Origin of the sequence: Delftia sp. JD2 (genome assembly GCF_001682645.1) — a bacterium.
Taxonomy (GTDB): domain Bacteria; phylum Pseudomonadota; class Gammaproteobacteria; order Burkholderiales; family Burkholderiaceae_C; genus Comamonas; species Comamonas acidovorans.
This window is the reverse complement of sequence record NZ_LFJT01000044.1, coordinates 1-24,051: the sequence shown is the minus strand read 5'-3', so window position 1 is coordinate 24,051 and position 24,051 is coordinate 1. Positions and strand designations below refer to the sequence as shown.

At 68.0% G+C, this 24,051-nt stretch carries 19 protein-coding genes and 1 pseudogene; 10 read left to right on the top strand and 10 right to left on the bottom strand.

Annotation, left to right across the window (positions count from 1 at the left end; all coding sequences use genetic code 11):
- Both ACM14_RS21150 and ACM14_RS21145 read right to left on the bottom strand, forming a co-directional pair.
- The gene (locus tag ACM14_RS21150) at nucleotides 1–1,020 is read right to left on the bottom strand and encodes a zinc-binding alcohol dehydrogenase family protein (RefSeq protein ID WP_047470751.1); all 1,020 of its coding nucleotides are present in this window, start codon (nucleotides 1,018–1,020) and stop codon (nucleotides 1–3) included.
- A 59-nt stretch (nucleotides 1,021–1,079) separates the two neighbouring features.
- Nucleotides 1,080–2,186 (bottom strand): alkene reductase, encoded by a 1,107-nt coding sequence (locus ACM14_RS21145; RefSeq protein WP_065347237.1) that lies wholly within the window; start codon nucleotides 2,184–2,186, stop codon nucleotides 1,080–1,082.
- Between the two features lie 220 nt (nucleotides 2,187–2,406).
- Between ACM14_RS21145 and ACM14_RS21140 the strand changes: the two genes are divergently transcribed.
- Complete coding sequence (locus tag ACM14_RS21140; RefSeq protein ID WP_065347236.1) at nucleotides 2,407–2,967, top strand: dihydrofolate reductase family protein; 561 nt, start codon at nucleotides 2,407–2,409, stop codon at nucleotides 2,965–2,967.
- A gap of 29 nt (nucleotides 2,968–2,996) precedes the next feature.
- On the opposite strand, the gene ACM14_RS21135 is transcribed toward ACM14_RS21140, so the two are convergent.
- The 3 genes from ACM14_RS21135 to ACM14_RS21125 all read right to left on the bottom strand — a co-directional run bounded on the left by ACM14_RS21135 (nucleotide 2,997) and on the right by ACM14_RS21125 (nucleotide 6,743).
- Nucleotides 2,997–3,947 (bottom strand): LysR family transcriptional regulator, encoded by a 951-nt coding sequence (locus ACM14_RS21135; protein WP_034398359.1) that lies wholly within the window; start codon nucleotides 3,945–3,947, stop codon nucleotides 2,997–2,999.
- Between the two features lie 133 nt (nucleotides 3,948–4,080).
- Complete coding sequence (locus ACM14_RS21130; protein WP_065347253.1) at nucleotides 4,081–5,595, bottom strand: 4-hydroxyphenylacetate 3-hydroxylase family protein; 1,515 nt, start codon at nucleotides 5,593–5,595, stop codon at nucleotides 4,081–4,083.
- Nucleotides 5,595–6,743: a branched-chain amino acid ABC transporter substrate-binding protein gene (locus ACM14_RS21125; protein ID WP_012204869.1), complete on the bottom strand. Its 1,149-nt coding sequence runs from the start codon at nucleotides 6,741–6,743 to the stop codon at nucleotides 5,595–5,597. The genes ACM14_RS21130 and ACM14_RS21125 overlap by 1 nt, the downstream gene beginning before the upstream one ends.
- Before the next feature lie 289 nt (nucleotides 6,744–7,032).
- Here ACM14_RS21125 and ACM14_RS21120 point away from each other — a divergent pair, with 289 nt between their 5' ends.
- From ACM14_RS21120 to ACM14_RS21090, 7 genes are all read left to right on the top strand, one after another.
- Nucleotides 7,033–7,950 (top strand): branched-chain amino acid ABC transporter permease, encoded by a 918-nt coding sequence (locus tag ACM14_RS21120; protein ID WP_065347235.1) that lies wholly within the window; start codon nucleotides 7,033–7,035, stop codon nucleotides 7,948–7,950.
- A complete protein-coding gene (locus tag ACM14_RS21115; RefSeq protein ID WP_065347234.1) occupies nucleotides 7,950–9,131 on the top strand; it encodes a branched-chain amino acid ABC transporter permease in 1,182 nt (393 codons plus the stop codon). The genes ACM14_RS21120 and ACM14_RS21115 overlap by 1 nt, the downstream gene beginning before the upstream one ends.
- Nucleotides 9,121–9,948: an ABC transporter ATP-binding protein gene (locus ACM14_RS21110; protein WP_016448201.1), complete on the top strand. Its 828-nt coding sequence runs from the start codon at nucleotides 9,121–9,123 to the stop codon at nucleotides 9,946–9,948. The genes ACM14_RS21115 and ACM14_RS21110 overlap by 11 nt, the downstream gene beginning before the upstream one ends.
- Nucleotides 9,941–10,639, top strand: coding sequence for an ABC transporter ATP-binding protein (locus tag ACM14_RS21105; protein ID WP_065347233.1), 699 nt, complete (start codon nucleotides 9,941–9,943; stop codon nucleotides 10,637–10,639). The genes ACM14_RS21110 and ACM14_RS21105 overlap by 8 nt, the downstream gene beginning before the upstream one ends.
- 115 nt (nucleotides 10,640–10,754) lie before the next feature.
- Nucleotides 10,755–12,029, top strand: coding sequence for an NAD(P)/FAD-dependent oxidoreductase (locus ACM14_RS21100; protein WP_065347232.1), 1,275 nt, complete (start codon nucleotides 10,755–10,757; stop codon nucleotides 12,027–12,029).
- Between the two features lie 53 nt (nucleotides 12,030–12,082).
- Complete coding sequence (locus ACM14_RS21095) at nucleotides 12,083–12,517, top strand: RidA family protein (RefSeq protein ID WP_065347231.1); 435 nt, start codon at nucleotides 12,083–12,085, stop codon at nucleotides 12,515–12,517.
- A gap of 53 nt (nucleotides 12,518–12,570) precedes the next feature.
- Nucleotides 12,571–13,248 carry a DUF1028 domain-containing protein gene (locus ACM14_RS21090; protein ID WP_065347230.1) on the top strand — a complete coding sequence of 226 codons (678 nt, stop codon included), beginning with the start codon at nucleotides 12,571–12,573 and terminating at the stop codon, nucleotides 13,246–13,248.
- Nucleotides 13,249–13,315: 67 nt separating this feature from the next.
- Here ACM14_RS21090 and ACM14_RS21085 read toward each other — a convergent pair whose 3' ends face one another.
- Both ACM14_RS21085 and ACM14_RS21080 read right to left on the bottom strand, forming a co-directional pair.
- Nucleotides 13,316–16,312, bottom strand: coding sequence for a diguanylate cyclase (locus tag ACM14_RS21085; protein WP_254662113.1), 2,997 nt, complete (start codon nucleotides 16,310–16,312; stop codon nucleotides 13,316–13,318).
- Nucleotides 16,313–16,602: 290 nt separating this feature from the next.
- Nucleotides 16,603–17,574 (bottom strand): LysR family transcriptional regulator, encoded by a 972-nt coding sequence (locus ACM14_RS21080; protein WP_065347229.1) that lies wholly within the window; start codon nucleotides 17,572–17,574, stop codon nucleotides 16,603–16,605.
- 117 nt (nucleotides 17,575–17,691) lie between these two features.
- Here ACM14_RS21080 and ACM14_RS21075 point away from each other — a divergent pair, with 117 nt between their 5' ends.
- Both ACM14_RS21075 and ACM14_RS21070 read left to right on the top strand, forming a co-directional pair.
- Entirely contained in the window at nucleotides 17,692–18,969 is a 1,278-nt protein-coding gene (locus tag ACM14_RS21075) for a serine hydrolase (RefSeq protein WP_065347228.1), read from the top strand.
- Nucleotides 18,970–19,040: 71 nt separating this feature from the next.
- A pseudogene (locus ACM14_RS21070) lies at nucleotides 19,041–20,103 on the top strand (MFS transporter).
- Between the two features lie 10 nt (nucleotides 20,104–20,113).
- Here ACM14_RS21070 and aspA read toward each other — a convergent pair.
- The 3 genes from aspA to ACM14_RS21055 form a co-directional block, all read right to left on the bottom strand.
- Entirely contained in the window at nucleotides 20,114–21,532 is a 1,419-nt protein-coding gene (gene aspA / locus ACM14_RS21065; RefSeq protein ID WP_065347227.1) for an aspartate ammonia-lyase, read from the bottom strand.
- A 14-nt stretch (nucleotides 21,533–21,546) separates the two neighbouring features.
- Nucleotides 21,547–22,977 (bottom strand): amino acid permease, encoded by a 1,431-nt coding sequence (locus ACM14_RS21060; protein ID WP_065347226.1) that lies wholly within the window; start codon nucleotides 22,975–22,977, stop codon nucleotides 21,547–21,549.
- 126 nt (nucleotides 22,978–23,103) lie between these two features.
- Nucleotides 23,104–24,039 carry an amino acid ABC transporter substrate-binding protein gene (locus tag ACM14_RS21055; RefSeq protein ID WP_065347251.1) on the bottom strand — a complete coding sequence of 312 codons (936 nt, stop codon included), beginning with the start codon at nucleotides 24,037–24,039 and terminating at the stop codon, nucleotides 23,104–23,106.
- Between the last annotated feature and the right edge of the window lie 12 nt (nucleotides 24,040–24,051).

Genomic DNA, 24,051 nt, shown 5'->3' with positions numbered 1-24,051 from the left:
TCAGCCCCAGTTCTCCAGCACCACCTTGCCGCGCGCCTTGCCCGACTCGATCAGGGCATGGGCGCGTTTGAGGTTGTCGGCGTTGATGCTGCCGAAGCGCTCGGCCAGCGTGGTGCGGATCAGGCCGGCATCGACCAGTGCGGCAACCTCGTTGAGCAGGCGGTGCTGGCCGATCATGTCGTCGGTGCCGAACAGGGCGCGGGTGAACATCAATTCCCAGTGCACCGACACCGACTTGCGCTTGAGCTTGGTGATGTCCAGCGACGCGGGATCGTCGATCAGGCCGAATTTTCCCTGGGGCGCGATCGCCTCGACGATCTGTGCGAAGTGCAGGTCGGTCTGCGTGAGGCTCACGATGTGGTCCACCGTGGGAAAGCCGATGCGCTTGAGTTCGTCGGCAATCGGTTGGCTGTGATCGATCACGTGGTGGGCGCCGAGCTCCTTGACCCAGGCCTGCGTCTCGGGCCGCGATGCGGTGCCGATGACGGTAAGGCTGGTCAGCCGCGTGGCCAGCTGCGTGAGGATGGAGCCCACGCCGCCGGAGGCGCCGATGATGAGCAGCGTCTTGTGGCTGGGGTGCTTGCCCGGCGCGATGCCCAGGCGGTCGAACAGCATCTCCCACGCGGTGATGGCGGTCAGGGGCAGGGCCGCAGCCTGTGCGAAGTCCAGCGACCTGGGCGCGTGGCCCACGATGCGCTCGTCCACCAGGTGCAGTTCGCTGTTCGTGCCGGGGCGCGCAATGGAGCCGGCGTACCAGACGCGGTCGCCCGGCTTGAACAGCGTGACTTCGGGGCCCACGGCCTTGACGATGCCGCTGGCATCCCAGCCCAGCACCTTGTGCGTTTGCCCCTCGGCGGGCGCGCCGCTGGCGCGCACCTTGGTGTCCACCGGATTGACGGACACGGCCCTGACTTCGACCAGCAGGTCGCGGCCGGTGGCCACTGGATCGGGCAGGGTGATGTCGATCAGCGATTCGGGTTGGCTGATGGCCTGGGGTTTCTGGTATCCAACGGCTTTCATGGTCGTGCTTTCAAAGGTTGAGGAAGAGGGGATAGCAAGGAGGGAGAGCAAGGAGGGTTTCAGGCAGTGGCGAGGGCTGCGTAGTCCGAGTAGCCGCGCGCGTCGCCGCCAAACAGGGCCTTCGGATCGAATGCGGCCAGCGGCGCCTGGGCGGCGTAGCGCGCCGGCAGGTCCGGGTTGGCGATGAAGGGGCGGCCGAAGGCGACGAGGTCTGCCAGGCCCTCGTGCAGGATGGCTTGGGCGCGCTCCGCGTCGTACTTGCCCGCAACGATCACCTTGCCCTGGTAGGCGCGGCGCAGCGCGTGGCGGAAGTCCTGCGGAATCTCGGGCGCATCGTCCCAATCGGCTTCCGACAGGTGGATGTAGGCCAGGCCGATCTCGTCGAGCTTGCTGGCCAGATGCAGGATGGTCTCGATGATCTGCGGGCAGTTCATGTTGCGCTGCGTGATGAAGGGCGCCAGGCGGATGCCGGTGCGCTCGGCCCCGACCTCGCCCGCCACGGCGGCCGCGACCTCTTCGGCGAAGCGCGTGCGCTGGGCGATGCCGCCGCCGTAGGCGTCGGTGCGGCGGTTGGAGGTGGTGCGCAGGAACTGATCGATCAGGTAGCCGTTGCCGCCGTGGATTTCCACGCCATCGAAACCGGCACGCATCGCATTGGCCGAGCCCCTGCGGAAGTCGCCGATCACGTCCTGGATGTCCTGTGCGCTCAGTGCGCGCGGCACGGGGCAGTCGACCATTCGGCCGACACCGTCGTCGCCGACCACCCAGACCTGGGCTTCGGGCGACAGCGCCGAAGGCGCGACCGGCAGGCCATCGGCGTGAAAGCTGGCATGCGACATGCGGCCAACGTGCCACAGCTGCAGCACCATGCGCCCGCCGGCGGCGTGCACCGCGTCCGTGACGCGGCGCCAACCGTCCACCTGCGCCTCTGAATAGATGCCGGGGGTGAAGCTGTAGCCTTGGCCCTGGCGGGAGATCTGGGTGGCTTCCGAGACGATCAGGCCGGCGCTGGCGCGTTGTGCGTAGTAGGTGGCCATCAATGCATTGGGCACGTCGCCTGGCTGGCTGGTGCGGCTGCGCGTCATGGGGGCCATCACCATGCGGTTGGACAGGCTGAGCGGGCCGAGCTGCAGGGGGCTAAACAGGGGCGTGGAGGCGGTGGTCATGCGGTTCTTTGGCGGAGCTGTAGAGGTGTTGGGGCGGTGGCGGAAATCCGGTTCGCAAGTCGTCTGGGCATGGAGCGATGTTGACCTGGGTGTTTCAATTGAAAAAGACCCGCAAGACTGAAGGCGGCTTCAAAAGAAATTTGACGATGTGGTCCAGGCGCGGCCTGCACGACACCCCGGCGAATGGCCGTGCCGCGCCTGCCTGGCTACCATCTCCCCCATGAAGACCCAATACTTCGCCGCCACCTCACTCGACGGATTCCTGGCCACCGAGGACGACGCTCTGGACTGGCTGTTCCCGCTGGGCGACATGCAGGCCACGGGCTACCCGGAGTTCATTGCCGGCGTGGGCGCGCTGGCCATGGGGTCCGCCACCTACGAATGGATGCTGCGCCACGCGGAGACGGTGGCGCAGGAGACCGGGGCGGCGTGGCCCTATACGCAGCCTGCCTGGGTGTTTTCCAACCGCACGCTGCCTGGTATCCCGGGTGCCGATATTCGGTTTGTCAGCGGTGATGTGCGTGCCGTGCATGCGCAGATGCAGGCTGCGGCCGGCGGGCGCAATCTCTGGATCATGGGAGGCGGAGACCTGGCAGGCCAGTTCTACGACGCGGGCCTGCTGGACGAGATGATCCTGAGCGTGGGCTCGGCCACGCTGGGCCGGGGCAAGCCGCTGTTCCCGCGCCGGGTGCTGCATCCGGTGTTGCGTTTGTTGTCCGTGCGGCAGATCGGCGAGGGCATGGCGGTGCTGCATTACGAGGTGCGCAAGAGCACTGGCTGACGGGCTCCCTGATTCGGTCTGCGCGCCGCTCAGTTCGCCTCCCCGCGCCCAGGCGCCGTCATCCCCGGAATGTATTCATTGGAGATGAAGCTGCGGCAGCGGTGCATGAAGGCTTCCACCACATGGCGGGGCTTTTGTTCGCGGGCCCAGGCCAGGCCCAGTTTCATGGGGCGGTGGTTGCCGTTCAGGTGCAGGTTGACGATCTTCTTGCCGTCCAGCGCGTGGGAGTTGCGCGGGCGCACGTTGACCAGGGAGTAGCCCACGTCGTTGGCGACCAGGGAGCGCACCACGTCGGGGCTGGCGCTGCGGGCCGCGATCAGGGGCGAGACGCCGGCTTCGCGGAACAGCGACATGAAGTATTCACGGCTCAGGGGCAGGTCCAGCAGGACCATGGGCAGCTGGGCCAGCGCCTCCAGCGTGGTGGAGCGGTGGTTGGCCAGCGGGTTGAGTTCGCTGACGATGACCATGGGCGGCAGCTGGGCCAGCGGCTCGAAGCAGATGTCCGATTCGGCCACCAGCAGGTCGTAGGTGATGGCGACATCGATCTGCGCGGTGCGCAGCTTGTGGATCAGGCCTTCCTGGTGGTCCTCGATCTGGGTGACCGTGGCCTTGGGGTGGGCGCGCGCGAATCCCTGGCACAGCTCGGGGGCGACCATGGCCGCCAGCGTGGTGAAGCAGCCCACGCGCACGGGGCCGCGCACCTGGCTTTGCGCGCTGCTGGCCACGTCGTACAAGGCCATGGCCTGGTCGAGCAGGCCGCGGATCTCCCGCAGTACTTCGGCGCCTGCGGGCGTGACGGACAGGCCTTGCGCATGGTGACGCACGAACAGCGGCACCTGCAGCTCCGCCTCCACCTGGGTGATGGCCGATGAGATGGACGAGGGCGAGACGTGGATGCGGTTGGCGGCCTCGGCAATGCTGCCGAATTCGCCCGCTGCCACGCAGTATTCCAATTGTCTGAAGGTCAGTCGTGTCAGCACGGTGTGCAAGAGGTGGAGAGGGGGAGGGCGGCCAGGGTGATCCGCCGCGTAGTTGACCAAGCTGCGGACCGCGCTGCAAGAGGCCCTTCCCGCAAGGCGCCTGCATTGTGAGGCGGTCGGGCCCCGGCAGCCTTCAGTCGCTGGCGTTGTGATTGCGAAACCATTGCGCCACCGCACCGTCGCCCTGGGCCGGCGCCTGCGTGGCCTTCACGCGGTCCGTCAGGCCGGCGGACTTGCCGACAAAGTCCAGCGGCGCACCCCAGTTGAAGTGCCGGTACACGGCCGCCGTCTGGGCGTAGGGCGGGCATTGTGCAAACAGCTGGAAGCTGAGCCGGTGGCCGGCGTGGTCCGAGTCGAGCAGGTCGCGCGCATAGGCCAGCAGCCTGCGGCGGTCGTCGGCCTGCCATTGCGGGCCGAGGGTGTAGAACTTGCGCAGCCAGGGGCCGGTGTCCTCGTTCTCGAAGCTGGCGTGGTCCGGCGTCAGGCAGACCTGGCCGCCGCACAGCTCGCGCACGGTGTTCATCATGTGGTGCAACTGGCCGGTGGCCAGCGACCTTCCGGTGAACAGCAGCGACTGGTTGGGCATCATCAGCCCGGCCGGGCTGCGCTCGGCCAGCGCGATGGCGGCCGTGAGGTGGGCGTTGATGCCTTCGCGGTAGCAGGCCAGGCCGGCCAGCCTGTCCTGCACGGCCTGCAGCTTCTCCACGCCGGTCTGGCGCGCGTTGTGCAGGGCCGTGCCTATCAGCATGTCGGCCAGCTTCAGGCTGCGCTGCAGGAAGGTGAAGGCCGAGTAGCGGTGCAGCGTCTCGCGCAGGAAATGGGCGGCCCGGGTGTGGCGGTAGAACAGCACGTTCTCCCAGGGAACCAGCACGTCGTCGAAGACCACGATGGCATCCACTTCGTCGAAGCGATGGCTCAACGGATGGTCCTGGGCCGATGCGCGGGCGGCCAGGCCCGGGCGGCAGATGAAGCGCAGGCCGGGCGCGCCCAGGTCGCAGATGAAGCCTATGGCGTATTCGGACTGCGCAGCGTCGCCCCAGTGCGCCAGCCCCGGCTTGGTGAAGGCCTGGTTGGCATAGGCGGCGGCGGTCTCGTACTTGGCGCCGCGCACGATGACGCCTGCGTCGGTCTCCTTGACCACATGCAGCAGCACGTCGGGGTCCTGGTCCTGCGGCAGGCGCGAGCGGTCGCCCTTGGGGTCGGTGTTGGCCGATACGTGGAACAGGTCGCCACGCACCACGCGGCGGATGTGGGTGCGGATGTTGGCGGAAAAGCGCGGGTCCAGCTCGTTGAGCACGTCCTGGCCGTCGAACAGCGACCACATCTCGCCCACGCTCTCGTCGCCCACGCGCATGACCACGCCGCCCATGTCCTCCAGCAGCAGGTCGGTGGCGCGGCGCTTGTCCCACCAGTCCTGGCGCGTCAGCGGCAGCTTGTGGGCGATGGGGTGGCGCTCGCCGTCGCCTTCGTCGTAGGTGAGCGCGTCGCGCAGCGCGGCCTCGTGCTGCAGGTCGTACATGCGCGCGCGGATGTCCACCAGCGGCTTGAACATGGGGTGGGTGGTCACATCCTTGACGCGCTCGCCGTTCATCCAGACCCGCCGGCCATCGCGGATGGAGTCGCGGTACTGGCTGCCTGTCCTGATCATCAGCGGCTGGCCCACTTGCCGTCTTTGACCTCGTGCAGCTGCAGCTCCACGGGCACCTGCGTCTGGCCGTTGGCGTCGAAGGTCACGGTACCGGTCACGCCGTCGTAGCGTATGGCGCGGATGGCCTTGGCCACGGCCTGCCGGTCCTTGGTGCCTGCCGTCTTGAGCGATTGCAAAAGGATGCCGGTGGCGTCGTAGGCGTACTTGGTGTACGGGCTCTCGGAGTCGGCATAGCCCTTGGCGGCATAGGCGCGGCTCATGGCGTCCAGCCGGGGGTTGGTCTGCGATTTGGGCGTGCCGACGATGGTGCCGTCCGCAGCCGGGCCGGCGATCTGGATGAGCTGCGGGTCGAAGATGCCGCTGATGCCCAGCATGGGCTGCTTCATGCCCAGCTCGGCCATCTGCTTGCGCACGATGCCGGCCTCGGTGATCACGCCGCCGAAGTAGACCGCGTCGGGGTTCAGGCTCTTGATCTTGGTGAGGATGGAGCGGAAATCCGTCGTGCCCACGGGGTAGCTTTCCTCGGCCACCACGCTGCCTTTTTCTGCCTTGTAGAAGCTGCCGAACGAGGCCAGGTTGGCGCGCCCGTAGTCGCTGGTGTCGGCAATGATGGCGATCTTTCTTGCGCCCAGGCCCGTGGCGGCCCAGGTGGCCAGGGGCTTGTTCTCGTTGACCAGGGTGGGCGTCACGCGCGTGGTGTTGGCGAAGTTCTGGTCGGTGATCTTGGGGCCGATGGCGCCCCAGACGATGAAGGGCATCTGCACGCGGTTGAACACCGGCAGCGTGGCCAGGGCCACGGGGCTGTTCCAGTGGCCGATGGCGCCCACCACGTCGCGGTCGTTGACCAGCTTGAGCGCGGCGGACACGCCGGTCTGCGGGTCGGAGGCATCGTCCAGCACCACGCCCTCCACCTTGAACGGCACGCCGGCCGTGGCATTCCACTGGTCGATGGCCAGCAGGAAGCCGTTCTTCGCGCCCAGGCCCTGCTGTGCGTTGCCGCCGCTGACGGGGCCGATGAAGCCCAGCTTCACGGTGGACTGGGACCAGGCCGCGCCGCAGGCCAGCGTGGCGGCGGCCAGCGCCAGGGCGGATGCGGCAAGGCGCCGGCGCGATGGCAGGAGGGCGGTGGTTGTCGTGAAGGCTTGCATGGTCGATCGGTCCTGTTCAGGTGAAGACGAAGGGCAGCCATGGCGACCCGGGCGGGGGCCGGGGCGGCGGGGCGCCACGGTGCATGGCGGGCTGGCCGGCGCTGTCTGGCAACGCCGCCGGATCAATGTATCGCCGCACCTGCCCGGGACTGGATCGCGTTTTCCGAAGCAGCGCCTCGGCAAAAGCGACGCAGGTTTTGCGCGGTTTCTTGCTTCAATGGCTGCGTGACATGGAGACAAGCGAAGCCCCGCCAAACCGGCCGAACCCGACACAAGAGGAACCCTATCGATGCATGACGCGCTGTTCCAGCAACTCATCAACTGGCTGACCCTGGGCTGCATCTACAGCCTGCTTGCCCTGGGTTTCAGCCTGTTGTTTGGCGTGCTGCAGGTGATTCACTTTTCCCATGGCGACGTGGCCATGGTCGCCCCCTTCATCGCCCTGGCGGCCGTGCAGGCCCTCGCCGCCGCGCTGGGCGGCTCGGCCTCCTGGCTGTTGCTGGGCCTGGCCTGCCTGGTGGCCATTGCGGCGGTGGGAGGGCTGGGCGTCGCCCTGGACCGGCTGGTGATCAGCCGCTTTCGCAATGCGCCGGCCATGATGCCGCTGGTGGCCACGGTGGCGCTGGGCATCGTGATCCGCGAGCTGATCCGCCACCTGTACCCGCAGGGCAGCAATCCGCACGCGTTCCCGGCGATTGCGCAGGGGGCCGTTCCCACCCCGTTCGGGCCGCTGCCCCTGATCAGCGTGGTCTCGGTGCTGGTGGCGGTGGCGCTGGTGGGCGTGCTGCTCTATGTGCTGCACCACACGCCCATGGGCATGCGCATACGCGCCGTGTCGCAGGACCGCGAAACCGCGCGGCTGTTCTCCATTGCGCCGGGGCCGGTGTTTCGCAACACCTTCTTCATTGCCTCGGCCACCGGTGCGGTGGGCGGCATCTTCCTGGCCAGCTATGCGGGCGTGGTGCGCTTTGACTTCGGCGTGCAGGCGGGGCTGATCGGCTTTTCCGCCGCGGTGGTCGGCGGCCTGGGGCGGCTGGGGGGCGCCATTGTCGGCAGCCTGCTGATTGCGGCCATCGAGACCATCGTGCAGGGCTATGTGCCCAACGGCACCTCGTACCGCCTGGTGTTCGTGTTCGCGCTGGTGATCCTGGTGCTGATCTTTCGCCCCGCCGGCCTGTTCGGCGTTCAGAAAATGGAGAAGGTGTGATGCAGACAACGACGATACAGGCGCCGCCGCAGGCGGGACCACGGAATGCGGGCTCGGCCGCCATCGTGCTGGGCGTGTCCCTGGCAGGCGCCGTGCTGCTGCGCCAATTCCTGCTGGCCGAAAGCTGGATCACGGTGCTGGCGCTGCTGGCCTGCTTTGCCGTGGCCCTGGTCGCGGTGCAGAAACGCCCGGTGGTGGAGGACCGCATCGTGGCCGCCTTCGGCCAGTGCAGGCCGCTGGCCGTGGGCACGGGCGTGGTGCTGGCCCTGGTGTTTCCGTGGGTGCTGGGCGGTGACAGCTACGCCATGCACCTGATGATCATCGCCTGCCTGTACGCGGTGCTGGCGCTGGCGCTGAACTTCCAGCTGGGCAGCGCCAACATACCGAACTTCGCCACCGGCGCGTCCTACGGCATCGGCGCCTATGCGTCGGCCCTGCTGGCCATCCACTTCGGCGTGAGCTTCTGGATCTGCCTGCTGGTGGCCGCCGCCGTGGCCACGGTATTCGGCTTTTTGCTGGGCCTGCCGTCCATGCGCACCCGCGACAGCTACCAGGCGCTGGTGACGATCGCCTTCGGCATCGTCGTGCACCAGCTGCTGATGAACCTGGAGTGGACGGGCGGCGCCAACGGCCTGGTGGGCATTCCTTCGCCCACATTGTTCGGGCATTCGTTCAACGACCCCATCACGCTGTGGGGCCACAGCCTGCCGGGCCAGGCCAACTTCTACTACGTGGCCGTCGCCCTGCTGGGGCTGGCCATCGTCTCGGCGCAGCGCCTGCACAGCTCGCGCGTGGGACTGGCCTGGAATGCCCTGCGCGACGACGAGATCGCCGCGCGCGCCTGCGGCATCAACGTCACCTGGTTCAAGGTCAAGGCCTTTGCGGTGGACGCCTTCCTGGCGGGCTTCGCGGGCACGGTGTATGCGTTCTATGTGAGCTTCATCTCGCCGGACAACTTCACCTTCCTGGTGTCCGTGACCATCATGACGCTGGTGATCGCAGGCGGCATGGACAACACGCTGGGCGTGATCGTCGGCGCCTTCCTGCTGACCATGCTGCCGGAGAAGCTGCGGGCGTTTTCCGACTACCGCATCCTGTTCTACGGCCTGGTGGTGATCGCCTTCCTCATCATCCGCCCGCGCGGCATCTTCCCCCAACGGGTGCGCAACCATGAGCATTGATTCCCATCCCACCCACCATGCCGCGCCCGCAGGCCCGCTGGTCCTTGAGGGGCGTGGCCTGACCATGCGCTTCGGCGGCCTGACGGCGGTGCAGGGCGTGGACATCCACCTGGCGGCGGGCGAGGTGCTGGGCATCATCGGGCCCAACGGCGCGGGCAAGTCCACCTTGCTGAACCTGCTGACCGGCATCTACCAGCCCACCGAGGGCGAGGTACTGCTGCAAGGCCGCTCGCTCAAGGGCATGGCCGCGCACGACATCGCGGGCGCCGGCATTGCGCGCACCTTCCAGACCAGCCGGCTGTTCGGCTCGCTGAGCGTGCTGGACAACGTGATCATCGGCATGCACGCGCGCACCCGCTGCGGCGTGCTCACCGCGCTGCTGCGCCCGGCCGTATCGCGCGCCGAGATGAAGCGCTGCGCCGAGCGCGCCTGCGCGCTGCTGCAAAGCGTGTCCAGCGACCTGCACCAGCGCCGCAACGTGCTGGCCAGCAGCCTGCCGCAGGCCGACCGCCGCCGCCTGGAGATTGCGCGCGCCCTGGCCGCCGAGCCCCGCATCGTGCTGCTGGACGAGCCCTCCAGCGGCATGGACGACCGCGACACCGATGCGCTGATCGCCGACATCCAGCGCCTGCGCGAAGGCAATCCGGCGCTGGGCTTCATCATCATCGAGCACGACATGCGGCTCATCGCCACCTTGCCGCACCGCGTGATGGTGCTGGACTACGGACGCAAGATCGGCGACGACAGCTTCGAGGCGGTGCGCCGGCTGCCGCGCGTGCAGGAAGCCTATCTGGGCAGAAAGGCCAGCCATGCTTGAACTGGACTCCATCAGCACACGCTATGGCGTGGTGAACATGCTCAACCAGGTCTCGCTGCAGGTGCCCGAGCACAGCATCGTCTGCCTGCTGGGCCCCAACGGCGCGGGCAAGACCACCACCTTCAAGGCGATTGCGGCCCTGCTGCCCGTGCACCACGGCGCCATCCGCGTCATGGGCCAGCCGCTGGCGCGCATGCGCACCGAGGACCTGGCCGGCCTGGGCGTGGGCTTCGTGCCCGAAGGGCGGCGCCTGTTTGCCGAGCTGACCGTGCAGGAGAACCTGAAGATCGGCCACGACGCGCTGCGCCCGCAGCAGGGCTTTGCCCAGGCGCTGGAGCGCGTGGTGGCCCTGTTCCCCCGGGTGGGCGAGCGCTTGACGCAGGCGGCCGGAACCCTGTCCGGCGGCGAGCAGGCCATGGTGGCGCTGGGCCGCGTGCTCATGGGCGAGCCGCGCCTGGTGGTGATGGACGAGCCCACGCTGGGCCTGTCGCCCAAGCTCATCGAGGAGTACTTCGAGACGGTGCAGCGCATCCACAGCCAAGGCATCACCGTGCTGCTCATCGAGCAGAACGCCGAGGCGGCGCTGTCCATCGCCCACACCGGCTATCTGCTGCTCAAGGGCCAGCTGGTGGCCTCGGGCACGGCCAGCGAGCTGCTGGCCAACGACGTGGTGAAGCACCTGTACCTGTAGCGCCGCACGGGCGGCCTTCACCTCCTTCCCTTTTTTGTTGCGGACCACACCAAGGCAGTCGGCACCGCGCCGATGCGGGACGGGCTGCGCCTTTTTTTCCTGAGAGACCCACACCATGACAGCTGACATTCAAACCATCAACACGCTCGTGGTCGGTGCCGGGCAGGCCGGCATTGCGGCCAGCGAACACCTGAGCCAGCTTGGCGTAGAGCACCTGGTGCTGGAGCGCCAGCGCATCGCCCAGGCCTGGCGCACGGGGCGCTGGGACTCGCTGGTGGCCAACGGGCCGGCCTGGCATGACCGCTTTCCGGGGCTGGAGTTCAAGGGCGACCGCGACGGCTTTCCCGGCAAGGACGAGGTGGCCGACTACTTCGAGGACTATGTCCGCCAGATCAAGGCGCCCGTGCGCACCGGCGTGGAGGTCAGGCGGGTCACGCGCAACCAGGGCCGGCCGGGCTTCACGGTGGAAACGTCCGAGGGCGTGATCGAGGCCCGCAACGTGATCGCGGCCACGGGGCCGTTCCAGGTGCCGGTGATCCCGCCGATAGCGCCGGCTGCGCCCGCCGATGGCCGCCTGCTGCAGATCCATTCCGCGCACTACCACCGCCCCGCGCAGCTGCCCGAAGGCGCCGTGCTGGTGGTGGGCGCAGGCTCCTCGGGCGTGCAGATTGCCGATGAACTGCAGCGCGCGGGCCGCAAGGTGTTCCTGTCGGTAGGCGCCCATGACCGGCCGCCGCGCGCCTATCGCGGCCGTGATTTCTGCTGGTGGCTGGGCGTGCTGGGCGAATGGGATGCGGCCATTGCCAAGCCCGGCCGCGAGCATGTGACCATTGCCGTCAGCGGCGCGCGCGGCGGCCACACCGTGGACTTTCGTGCGCTGGGACACCAGGGCATCACCCTGGTGGGGTTGACCGAGTCCTTCGCCGATGGCCGGGTGCGCTTCCGGGACGACCTGGCCGAGAACATCGCCAACGGCGATGCCAACTACCTGGCCATGCTGGATGCGGCCGACGACTACATCCGCCGCAACGGCCTGGACCTGCCCGAGGAGCCCGAAGCGCGCAGGCGCCTGCCCGATCCGGAGTGCGTGCGCCAGCCCCTGCGCGAACTCGACCTGGCCGCCGCAGGCATCACCTCCATCATCTGGGCCACGGGCTACAGGGTGGACTTCAGCTGGCTGCAGGTGGACAGCTTCGAGCCCGGTGGCAAGCCGCGCCACCACCGCGGCGTGGGCCATGAGCCCGGCATCTACTTCCTGGGCCTGCCCTGGCTGTCGCGCCGTGGCTCGTCCTTCATCTGGGGCGTGTGGCATGACGCCAAGTTCGTGGCCGACCACATCGCCAAGCAGCGCCGCTACAGCGACTACGACGCCGCGGCCCGCAGCAGGTAGCAGGTAGCGCGCTCTGAGACACCTTCCCATCCACCCCCTGCAGGAGCCAGACCATGCCCACCCATACCCGCATCCGCATGTTCAATACCAAGGACACCTATCCCAACCAGTCGCTGGACAACGACCTGTGCCAGGCCGTGCGCGCCGGCAACACCGTCTATGTGCGCGGCCAGATCGGCACCGATTTCGAGGGCAATCTGGTCGGCCTGGGCGATCCGCAAAAGCAGGCCGAGCAGGCGATGAAGAACGTCAAGCAGCTGCTGGAGGAAGCGGGCAGCGACCTGTCGCACATCGTCAAGACCACCACCTACATCGTCGACCCGCGCTACCGCGAGCCCGTCTACCGGGAAGTGGGCAAGTGGCTCAAGGGCGTGTTTCCCATCTCCACGGGGCTGTGCATCTCGGCCCTGGGGCAGCCGCAGTGGCTGATGGAGATTGACGTGATCGCGGTCATCCCCGATGACTGGCAGCCGCCGGCCAGCGCCTGAACGTCGACCACAGCAAGCACCTGGTACAGCCGCATAGGCAGGAGGAAGAAACCATGACTTTTTCGATTGTGGGGCGCTGCGAGCGCACCGGGCAGCTGGGCGTGGCCATCAGCTCGTCCAGCATTGCGGTGGGCGCGCGCTGCCCCTGGGTGCGCGCGGGCGTGGGCGTGGTGTCCACGCAGAACATCACGCTGCCCGCCCTGGGCCCGCGCGTGCTGGACCTGCTGGAGCAGGGCGCCGACCCCCAGGCCGCGCTGCGCCAGGCGCTGGACGACGGCAGCTGGCCCCAGTACCGCCAGGTCACCGTGGTGGACGCACAGGGCCGCACCGGCGTCTTCAGCGGCAGCCAGGCCCTGGGCATCTTCACCAGCGCCGTGGGGCGGCAGTGCGTGGCGGCCGGCAACCTGCTGGCCAGCGAACGCACCATCGAGGCCATGGTGCCGGCCTTCGAGCGCAGCGCGGCGCTGCCGCTGGCCGAGCGCCTGCTGGCCGCCATGCAGGCCGCCATGGCCGCGGGCGGCGAGGCCGGGCCGGTGCATTCGGCCGCGCTCAAGGTGGCGGGAGAGCACAGCTGGCCCATGGCGGACCTGCGCGTGGACTGGTCCGAGCACGATCCCATCGGCGCGCTGCAAAGCCTCTGGGTCGCCTACGCGCCGCAGATGCAGGACTACCAGACGCGCGCCATCGATCCCACGGCCGCGCCCAGCTACGGAGTGCCCGGCGATGAGTGAGGCGGCCGGGTAGCTGACACATCGCCTTGCCCGGGCGTGCGGGCGTGTCGCGGCACTGGCATCGCGCTCACTTGGCGTCCGAAATCACGGGGGTATCGGGCGTCCAGCACGTGGTGCGATTGCGGCCATTGCGCTTGGAGAAATACATGGCGGCGTCGGCCCGCTCCAGGCAGCGCTCGACCGATGCCTCGCCCTCGTCCATGAGGCATACGCCCAGGCTCACGGTGAAGCGGATCGGGCTGTCCTGGCCCTGTACGGACACGGCCAGCGCCGCCACGGCCTCACGCAGGTTCTCCGCGCGCCGCAGTGCGGTGGGGGCGTCCACGTCCGTCAGCAAGACGGCGAATTCCTCGCCGCCCAGGCGGCCCAGCATGTCGCCCTGGCGCAGCTCCTTGGACACCGCGATCACCAGATGCCTGAGCACCTCGTCGCCCACGCCATGGCCGAAGCTGTCGTTGACGCGCTTGAAATGGTCGATATCCAGCATGATCAGTGCCGACGGATGGCTCAGTCCCAGGCGCAGGTGCTCCAGCTCCGACTCCATGCGCGTGATGAAGGCCCGCCGGTTGCTGGCACCCGTGAGCGCATCGGTCAATGCCAGGGCTTCGAGCTGCGTTTCGCGCCTCTTGTAGTCCGTCACGTCGTGGAATACCCAGCAGTAGCCAAGCAGCCGCTCCTGCCTGCGAAGCGGCAGCAGCTCCGTTTCTATATGGCGGCCGTTGGACAGGGCAAAGATCGTTCGTTGCGACAGGGCACCTGCCCCCGGTTGCGGCGCAGGTTGCAAGGCCGTTGCCATGGCCGGGGGCAAATAGGACAGCAATGTCTGCAGGCTTTTCCCCACAAGGTCCGCGGCGGACAGCGGCAGCTCGAACAGGTCCACCAGCATTGCGTTGCTGGCCCTGATGCACTGCCCCGCATCGTCGGTCACCAGGATGCCCGCCGGAAATTTCTCGATGATGGCCTCCAGCCGCTGCTGTACCTCGTGCAATGCGCTCTCCGCCTGATGACGGGCATCTACGTCGAACAGTGTCCAGATCACATTGCCCTGGGGATCTTCGGGGTCCAGCAGTGCGCCCTGCATGTCGAACCAGCGCATGTGCCCGCCCTTGACCTTCAGTGCCCACTCGGTACGCACCGTGCCCTTCAGGCTCAGGCGCTCGTACAGCGATGCGAAGCTGTGGAAGCTGTCGCTGGACGGATGCAGTTGCTGGAATGAGCACTGCGGCTCCAGTGCGCCCGCCGCAAGGCCGAAGCACTCGGCTGCCTGGGCATTGGCGTAGACGATGCTGCGGCGATGGCTGGCGACAAGCACCAGGGCGCTTCCGCGCTCCAGCAGGGCGCCCACCATATGGGTCTGCTCCACCCGTTCCTGGATATCGGTGTGCATTCCGAGCATGCGCAGTGCCTTGTTGTCGGCATCGCGCAGGGTGACTTCCCCGCGCGATTCGATCCATCGCCAGGAGCCATCGGCCTGCCTTATGCGCATCTCGACACGGAATGGGTCGCCGTGTTCGAGGTGGCGCCTGAGCCGTTCCTGGACGCGAGGCTGGTCCAGTGGGTGCAGCAGATGCATGAAGCCGGCCACGGTGAACGAACCGAGTGCCTGATCCGGCATGCCCAGCATCTGGTAGCAGCGGGCATCCCATAGCACCTGGTCCTGTTCGCGGTCCCACTGCCAAAGTCCGTCACGCACGGCGCCGATGGTCAGCCGCAGACGCTCCTCGCTCTCGTGAAGCGCCTTGCGCAGGCCTTCGTCCTGGGTGACATCGAGGATGTAGCCATGCCAGAGCACGGTTGCGTCTTCGGTGCGTTGCGGGCGTGCATGGCCCTGCAGCCAGCGCACGGAGCCATCGGCGGACTGTACGCGGTACTTGCAGGCCCAGTCCCCATGGCTGCGCATCGCTTCGTCGATGGACTGCCGGAGCGCGGAGATATCTTCCGGATGAACCCGCTGTGCCAGGTCCTGCAAGGCCGTGCCTGCCGTATCCGCATCGATGCAGTGCATGGCATAAAAGCCGGGGTTGGCAAACGACAGGGCGTAGTGTCCGGCAGGGTCCCAGCTGTACTGGAACAGGCCGCCCGGCACTTCCTCGGACAGGAGATGAAAGCGCTCTTCGGACTGGACCCGCTGGTCCTCCTCCCGCCAGCGCTGGAACGCCAGCCAGGCCGTCAGCATCCCGCCCAGGAAAATCAGCAGCGTGCCTATGCCGTTGCGCCACAGGCTCTGCCGTATGGTCTCGTTGAGCGGGCCGAACACGGCCTCGTGGTCCAGCCCCGTGCTCACCAGGATCGGAAAGCCGCTGACGCGGCTCCAGGCATACATGCGCTGTATGCCGTCGGTGCTCGCCAGCGCCTCGTAGGTGCCATGCGTGACGTCGGGGGCAAACAGCGCCACCCGCGCCGCGGGCAGCTGGCGCCCGAGCACCCGATCCTGGTTCTGCGAGCGTGCAAGATAGGTGCCGTCCTCGCGCAGCAGCAAGATCACGTCGCGCGGGCTGTCGAAGATGGCCTGCAGCTGCCGCGACAGGTACTGCGGCGACAACGACACCACCAGCACGCCCGCAAACGCGCCTCGGTGGTGCAGGGCGCGGCTCAGCTGGATACCCCATTGCCCGGAAACCCGTCCCTGCACCGGACGGCCAATGAAGGTTCCCTGCGTCAGGCCCTTCAGATGCGCCTGGAAATGTTCGCGGTCGAGAATGGACACGCTCTGCACAGGCGGCTCCGAGGCTGCCAGGCTCGAATACACCACCTGGCCGTTCGCATCGGCCACGGCCACCTGGACGATGGTGCCGGGCGGATAGGCCTCCTGGACGCTGGCGACGGCCCGCACGAACGCCTGCGAGTCACCCGACTCGTAGTCCTGGGCCAGGTCCCGCAGGGAATAGTTCAGGCCCGACAGCATGGTCCCGGCCTGCGCGGAAACCGCCTGGGACATCTGCGAGACGCGCAGCCATGCCTGATCCCGTGTGTAGCGCTGCATGTACTGGTGGCTGGTCAGCAACGCGGCCCAGTACAGCCCCGCTGCCAGCACCATGAAGCAGACGCCCACGATGATGGCCAATGATGTTCTTGCGTGCGAGCGCGAGGAAAGGGCGGGACGATGGATAGCGGTGGAACGAGAAGACATGCAACGCAGCGAGACAAGAAAAGAGATCTGCAACGCCAGCTGTCAACCGCAATGGCCCACCGATACAGCGCCCCGCACGCCACAGCGCTCGAGACGCAGGTCCTGCCTGCCGGTGGGCCAGAGCAACCGATATGACTCTGTGAATACGTCGCTCTATAAGCATGCTAACTCAGATAGGGGCCCGCGCGATAGCCAGCAAGTCAGGGCAGCAGCCGGCGCGCAGCCTATCTGCGCGTCCCGGATGTCTGGGGTGTCTTGGGTGTCTTGGGCGCCGCGGTCCTGGCAGCGTCCGGGGCCTGCCCGGGTTGCGCCTGCGGAAACACCCGCGCGCACAGGAAGTCCACCAGTGCCCGCAGCTTGGGCGAGGGGTGCTTGCTGGCGGGCCACAGCACGTGGAAGACGTTGGTGTGCTCCATGCAGTCCGCCAGCACAGGCTGCAGCCGGCCGTCGGCCAGCGGCTCGCGGATGGAGAACTCCGGCAGGTAGGCGATGCCCAGGCCCTGCAGCGCAAAGCACAGCCGGGTTTCGATGTTGTTGCAGATCATGGAGGTGGGCAGTTGCAGCTCGGGCGCGCCCGCTGCGCGCCGCAGCACCCAGGGCTCCAGCTTGCCGCTGTGGGGATAGCGGTAGTGCAGGCAGCTGTGCTGCAGCAGATCCTCGGGCACCCGGGGCGTGCCGCGCTGCGCCAGGTAGCCGGGCGAGGCCACCAGCAGGTAGCCGAAGGCGCCCAGCCGGCGCGCGGACAGGCGTGAGTCGGCGGGTGCGCCCGTGCGCACCACGGCATCGAAGCCTTCCTCGATCACATCGACCAGCTGGTCGGTGAAGTCCAGGTCCAGCTCGATCTCGGGATAGGCTCGCATGAACTCGCCCAGCACCGGCAGCACCAGCGAACTGACCAGGGGCAGGCTGACCCGCAGCCGGCCGCGCGGCGCGGTGCTGGCCTGCGACAGCTCCAGCTGCGCGGCCTCGATCTCGGCCAGGATGCGCCGGCTGCGCTCCAGGAACAGCGCGCCCTCGGCCGTCAGCGTGATGCTGCGCGTGCTGCGGTGGAACAGGCGCACGCCCAGCCGGTCCTCCAGCCTTGCCACGCTCTTGCCTATGGCCGATGCCGAGACTCCCAGCAGCCGGCCGGCCGCCACGAAACTGCGGGTCTCGGCGACCTGCACGAACACCAGGAAACCGTTGAGGCTGTCCAAGGCCACTCCTTCATTGCGGACAGAAAGCTCCGCATAGCCCGGAAATCTACCCCACTTTTTCTTTAATCGCGGGCTTTCTATCGTCGGAACCCTGTTCATTTGATCCCGGGAATTCCCATGACGATTGCCCTTTCTGCAGCGCCTTCAGCACCTGCTGCACCCGCTGCACCCGCTGCACCCGCTGCACCCGCTGCGCTGCCTGCGACCCCGTTGAACTCGCCCCTGTCCGACCGCGTCCAGGCCGTGGTCCGGCAGGCGCTTGAGGCGCAGCGCCTGGTCGGCGCCGTGGTGCTGGTGGCGCGTGGCGGCGCGCTGGTCCACCGCCAGGCCGCAGGCTGGGCCGACCGCGAGCGCGGGCTGCCCATGGGCGTGGATGCGGTGTTCCGCCTGGCCTCGGCCAGCAAGCCCATCGTCTCGGCCGCCGTGCTGGTGCTGGTGGCGCGGGGACTGCTGGCGCTGGACGAGGGGGTGGAGCGCTGGCTGCCCCGGTTCCGCCCCCGGCTGGCCGATGGCGGGCCCGCCCGCATCACCGTGCGGCAGCTTCTCAGCCACACGGCGGGGCTGGGCTACCGCTTCTTCGAGGCCGATGCACAGGGCCCCTATGCGCGCGCGGGCGTATCGGACGGCATGGACCGCCAGGCCATCGGCCTGGCAGAGAACCTGGAGCGCATCGCCAGCGTGCCGCTGCTGTACGCGCCGGGCACGGCCTGGGGCTACTCGCTGGCCACCGATGTGCTGGGCGCCCTCATTGAACAGGTGCACGGCAGGCCGCTGGACCAGGCCGTGCGCGAGCTGGTGACCGGGCCGCTGGGCATGACCGATACCGGCTTTGCCGTCACCGATGCGCTGGCCGCGCAGCGCGTGGCCACGGCCTATGTCAGCGATGTGCCGCAGCCCCATCCGCTGGCCGAGGGCGAGACCGTGTCGCCCTTCGAGGGGAGCATCGGCATTGCCTTCAGCCCTTCGCGCATTTTTGACGCCCAGGCCTTTGCCTCCGGCGGCGCCGGCATGGCGGGGACGGCAGGCGATTTCCTGCGGCTGCTGGAAGCCCTGCGCCAGGGCTGCAACACCCTGCTGCCCGACGCCCTGGTCGCCGAGATGGCGCGGGACCAGACCGGCGGGCTGGCCCTGCCCAATGCGCCGGGCTTCGGCTTTGGCCTGGGCTTTTCCGTGCTGCGCGATGCGGCGCAGGCGGCATCGCCGGAGTCGGTGGGCACCTGGCGCTGGGGCGGGGCCTATGGGCATTCCTGGTTCGTGGACCGGGCGCAGGAGCTCAGTGTCGTGGCCTTCACCAACACCTTGTACGAGGGCATGTCGGGGCGCTTCGTCAACGATTTGCGCGACGCGGTCTACGGGGTTTGTGAGGTCCAAGGGGTTTCGGGAGAGCCGCAATGACCGGAACACGCCAGGACCGCCTTCCCGTTGCCTCCCTGCTGGCGCTGGCCATGGCAGCCTTCATCACCATATTGACCGAGGCGCTGCCGGCCGGCCTGCTGCCGCAGATGGCCCAGGGCCTGGCCGTGACCGAGGCCTGGGTAGGCCAGACCGTCACCCTCTACGCCATAGGTTCCCTGGTGGCCGCCATACCGCTGACGGCCGCCACGCAGGGCATGCGCCGCCGCTCCCTGCTGCTGGCGGCGATCGCGGGCTTTGTCGTCGCCAACACGGTCACGGCCTTGTCCACGCACTTTGCGCTGACCCTGGTGGCGCGCTTTCTGGCGGGGGTCTCGGCCGGGCTGCTTTGGGCGCTGCTGGCCGGCTACGCGGCACGCATGGTGCCCGGCCATCTCAAGGGCCGCGCCATCGCCATTGCCATGGTGGGCACGCCGCTGGCGCTGTCGCTGGGCGTGCCGGCCGGCACCGTGCTGGGCCAACTGGTGGGCTGGCGGCTGTGCTTCGGCCTCATGAGCGTGCTGGCGCTGGCGCTCATGGTCTGGGTGCGCGCCCGCCCTGCCGCTGCGGCGCGTGTTCACCCTGGCGGGCGTGCGCCCCGTGCTGTTCGTGGTGCTGGCCTTCGTGCTGGCGCACAACATTCTCTACACCTACATCGCGCCCTTCCTGGCGGTGGCGGGCATGGCCGCGCGCACGGACCTGGTGCTGCTGGTGTTCGGCGCCACCTCCGTGCTGGGCATCTGGATCACCGGCGTGCTGATCGACCGCCACCTGCGTGCGCTCACGCTGGCCAGCATTGCGCTGTTCGCCTTGTCCACACTGATGCTGGGCGTGGCCGCAGATGCGCCGGCCCTGGTGTATGCGGCGGTGGCCGTCTGGGGCCTGGCCTTTGGCGGCGCCGCCACGCTGCTGCAGACCGCCATTGCCCACACGGCGGGCGAGGCCGCCGACGTGGCGCAGTCCATGCTGGTCACGGCCTGGAACATGGCGATTGCCGGGGGCGGCATCGTGGGCGGCCTGCTGCTGGCGCGCATGGGCGTGGGCGCCTTCACGCCCGTGCTGCTGGCGCTGCTGGGCGCATCGCTGGCCGTGGTGTGGGCGGCCAGGCGGCATGGGTTTCCTGCGGTGTGCAGGTAGGGCAGACCGGTCATCCGAGTTTCAGCGCCGTGGGCCGCGTGAGGATCTCGGGCCGCAGGATGGTGTCCAACTGCGTTTTGGTCAGCAGGCCCCGGGCCAGCACGATGTCGTAGACGCTGCCGCCGCTGGCGTGGGCTTGCTGGGCCACGGAGGTGGCATTGGCGTAGCCGATGTAGGGGTTGAGCGCGGTCACGATGCCGATGGAGTTCTCCACCGCCGCGCGCAGGTGTTCGCGGTTGGCGGTGATGCCCTGCACGCAGCGCTCGGCCAGCGTCAGGCAGCCGTTGCGCAGGTGGCTCACGCTTTTGAAGATGCTGTGGGCGATGATGGGCTCGAAGGCATTGAGCTGCAGCTGCCCGGCCTCGGCCGCGAAGCTGACGGTGATGTCGTTGCCGATGACCTCGAAGGCGATCTGGTTCACCACCTCGGGGATCACGGGGTTGACCTTGCCCGGCATGATGCTCGATCCCGCCTGCATGGCCGGCAGGTTGATCTCGCCCAGGCCTGCACGCGGGCCGCTGGACAGCAGCCGCAGGTCGTTGCAGGTCTTGGACAGCTTGACGGCCACGCGCTTGAGCACGCCCGACAGTTGGACGAAAGAGCCGCAGTCCTGGGTGGCCTCGATCAGGTTGGGCGCGGTCTGCAGCGCAATACCGGTGATCTCCTGCAGGTGCCTGAGCACCAGGGGCGCGTAGTCGGGATGGGCGGTGATGCCCGTGCCTATGGCGGTGGCGCCCATGTTGATCTCGCAGATCAGCAGCACGGCCTCGCGCAGCCGCGCCTGGTCCTCTTCGATCATCACGGCATAGGTGCTGAATTCCTGGCCCAGTGTCATGGGCACGGCATCCTGCAGCTGGGTGCGGCCCATTTTCAGCACATCCTGGAACTCCTCGGCCTTTTGCGCGAAGGCCACGCGCAGCGTGTCCATGGCGTCGATCAGCCCGTGGATGCCGAACCAGGTGGCGATCTTGAGCGCGGTGGGGTAGACGTCGTTGGTGCTCTGGCCGATGTTCACCTGCTCGTTGGGATGCAGGTACTGGTACTCGCCCTTGTGGTGGCCCAGCAGCTCCAGCGCGCGGTTGGCGATGACCTCGTTGGCGTTCATGTTGGTCGAGGTGCCGGCACCGCCCTGGATCACATCCACCACGAACTGCTCGTGCAGCCGTCCGCCCTGCACCTCCTGGCAGGCGCGCACGATGGCATCGCAGCGCCGCTGGTCCAGCAGGCCCAGCTCATGGTTGGTCATGGCCGCCGCCTGCTTGATGCTGGCCAGGGCGCGGATCAGTTCGGGGTAGATGGAGATGGGCGTGCCGGTGATGCCGAAGTTCTCCCGGGCGCGCAGGGTGTGCACGCCGTAGTAGGCGTCGGCAGGAACCTCGCGGTCCCCCAGCAGGTCGTGTTCGATGCGGACGGATGGATCGGTGCTCATGCTTGTGTCTCCATTTATTCGGACTTGACGATCAACGGACCCAGGCCTTCCTGAACGGCCTGCTCCTGCTCCACGCGGCCGGGTTTCGGGCGGCCCCAGTGGAGCTTTTGCGCCAGCATGCCCAGGGCGACCAATGCACCGCCCAGCACGCTGGTGTAGAGCACTTCCTTGCGGTAGGTGCCCTCGGCCACCATGACCACCATGGAGGCGACGATGAAGAAGATGGTGGCGTGGGTCAGCGCCGGGAAGCACCACATCTTCAGGCGGATGGGCGTGCCGCTGGCTTCGAGCTTGCGGCGCATGTGCAACTGCGACACGGCGATGCACAGGTACACCAGCAGCGCGATGGAGCCGGTCGCGGCCATGAGCACATCGAACACGTCCATCTGGCCGGTGGCGGTGAGGGCGACCGTCAGCAGGGCCAGCGCGCTGGAGGCGATGACGGCCATGTAGGGCGCGCTGGTGCTGCGGCCCAGGGTCGTGAACAGGCGGGGGGCGTCGCCGCGGCGCGCCAGCGAGAACAGCATGCGGCTGGAGGTGTAGAGCGCCGAGTTGAAGCAACTGCACACGGAAGTGAGCACCACGAAGTTGACGATCTGGCCGGCGAAGGGAATGCCCAGGTGCTTGAGCGCGACGGCATAGGTGCCTTCGGTGGAGAGGATCAGGCCCGGGGTGTCGTACGGAATCAGGCAGACCACGATGAAGATGGAGCCCACGTAGAACAGCGAAATGCGCCAGACCACGGACCGGGTGGTCCGCACGATTTCCTTGCCCGGGTCCTGGGATTCGGCCGCCGCCACGGTGACGATCTCGGCACCGATGAAGGCGAACATCGCGCCCAGCAGCGCCACCACCACGGCGCCGGGGCCGTTGGGCATGAAGCCCTTGCTGGTCAGGTACGCCATGCCTGCGACATCGCCCGCAGGCCAGAGCCTGGCGATGGCCAGCGCTCCGATGGCGATGAACAGCACAATGGCCACGACCTTGATCAGAGCGAACCAGAACTCGAACTCGCCATAGTTGTGCACCGGCAAGAAGTTGACGGCCATCAGGCCGAAGACCACCACCAGCATGTAGCCCCAGATGGGAACGGCCGGCATCCAGGCGTTGAGGATGGCCCCGGCCACATAGGCCTCCCAGCCCATCAGCAGTGTCCAGAAGCACCAGTACAGCCAGCCGATCGTGAAGCCGGCCCAGCGCCCGATGGCGCGGTCTGCGTAGGTGGAGAACGAGCCGCTGTCAGGCTGCGCCACGGCCATCTCGCCCAGCATGCGCATGACCAGCACCACCAGGATGCCCCCGCCCATGTACGCCAGGATGGCTGCGGGGCCGGCACTGGCAATCACCTTGCCGGAGCCGACGAACAGCGCACCGCCGATCACCCCCGCAATGGATAGCATGGTGAGGTGCCGCGGCTTCAGCCCACCTTCGAGTTGCTGACTCATTTCCTGTCTCCTTGTGTTTGCTGTTGCAAAGTGGGCGCGATCCGCGTGCTGCGTGCCTTGCGCAGAGCAAAGCCGGGCGAGGCGCCATCCGGCGCGCAATGGGTGCAGGTGCAGGAAGCAACCGCCTCAACGGGGTTGGGCGGCCAGGGTCTCGATGAGGGTCTGCAACTGGGCGCTCATCGGCAGGTCCAGGCTGGTGCCCGAAGGCAGGCGGCGCAGGAACCAGCGCCTGTACTGGCGCTCGATCTCGCCGTCCTCGGCCAGCGCCTGGAAGCTGGTTCTCACCACCTGGGCCAGCTGGGGGTCGTCCTTGCGGAACATGATGGCGTAGGGGTCGTAGGAGAGGTAGTCGCCCACCACCTGGAACCTGGCGCCCGGGCTCGCGTCCGTGCTCGCGCCCGTGCCGCCGTTGCCATCCGCCTTGCCGGCGTTCTCCGCGATCAGGCCGTACAGCAGCACGTCGTCGGTGGCGAAGGCGTCGGACTGGCCGCCGGCCACCTGGGCAAAGCCCTGGGAGTGGTCGGGCACCACCTGCAGCTGCATGCCCAGGTGAAATTTCCTGTCCAGGTCGCGCATGGCTTTTTCATTGGTGGTGCCGGCCGTCACCGCCACCTTCTTGCTGGCCAGGTCGCGCACCGAGCGGATCTGCGTGTCCTGCCGGACCATGACCTTGGTGCCGGCCACGAACATGATGGGCGAGAAGGCCACGCGCTTTTGGCGCTCCAGGTTGCTGGTGGTGGAGCCGCATTCCAGGTCCACCTGGCCGCTGGCCACCGCGTCCACGCGGTTGTCGGCCGTGACGGGCACCCAGCGTATGGCCAGGCTCCTGTTGACCGCATCCTCGATGCTGGTCACCAGCGCCTTGCACAGCTCGATGGAGTAGCCGATGGGCTCGTTGCGCGCGTTCAGGTAGGAAAACGGCACCGAGGCCTGGCGGTAGCCCAGCGCAATGGAGCCGCTGGCGCGCACCTTGGCCAGCGTGCCGCTGAGCGTGGCGGGCGCGCGGCTGGCGGCGGTGCGGTCGGGCGTGTCGGCTTCCTGCGCGCCGGCCGTGGCGGCCAGCAGCGCAAGGGC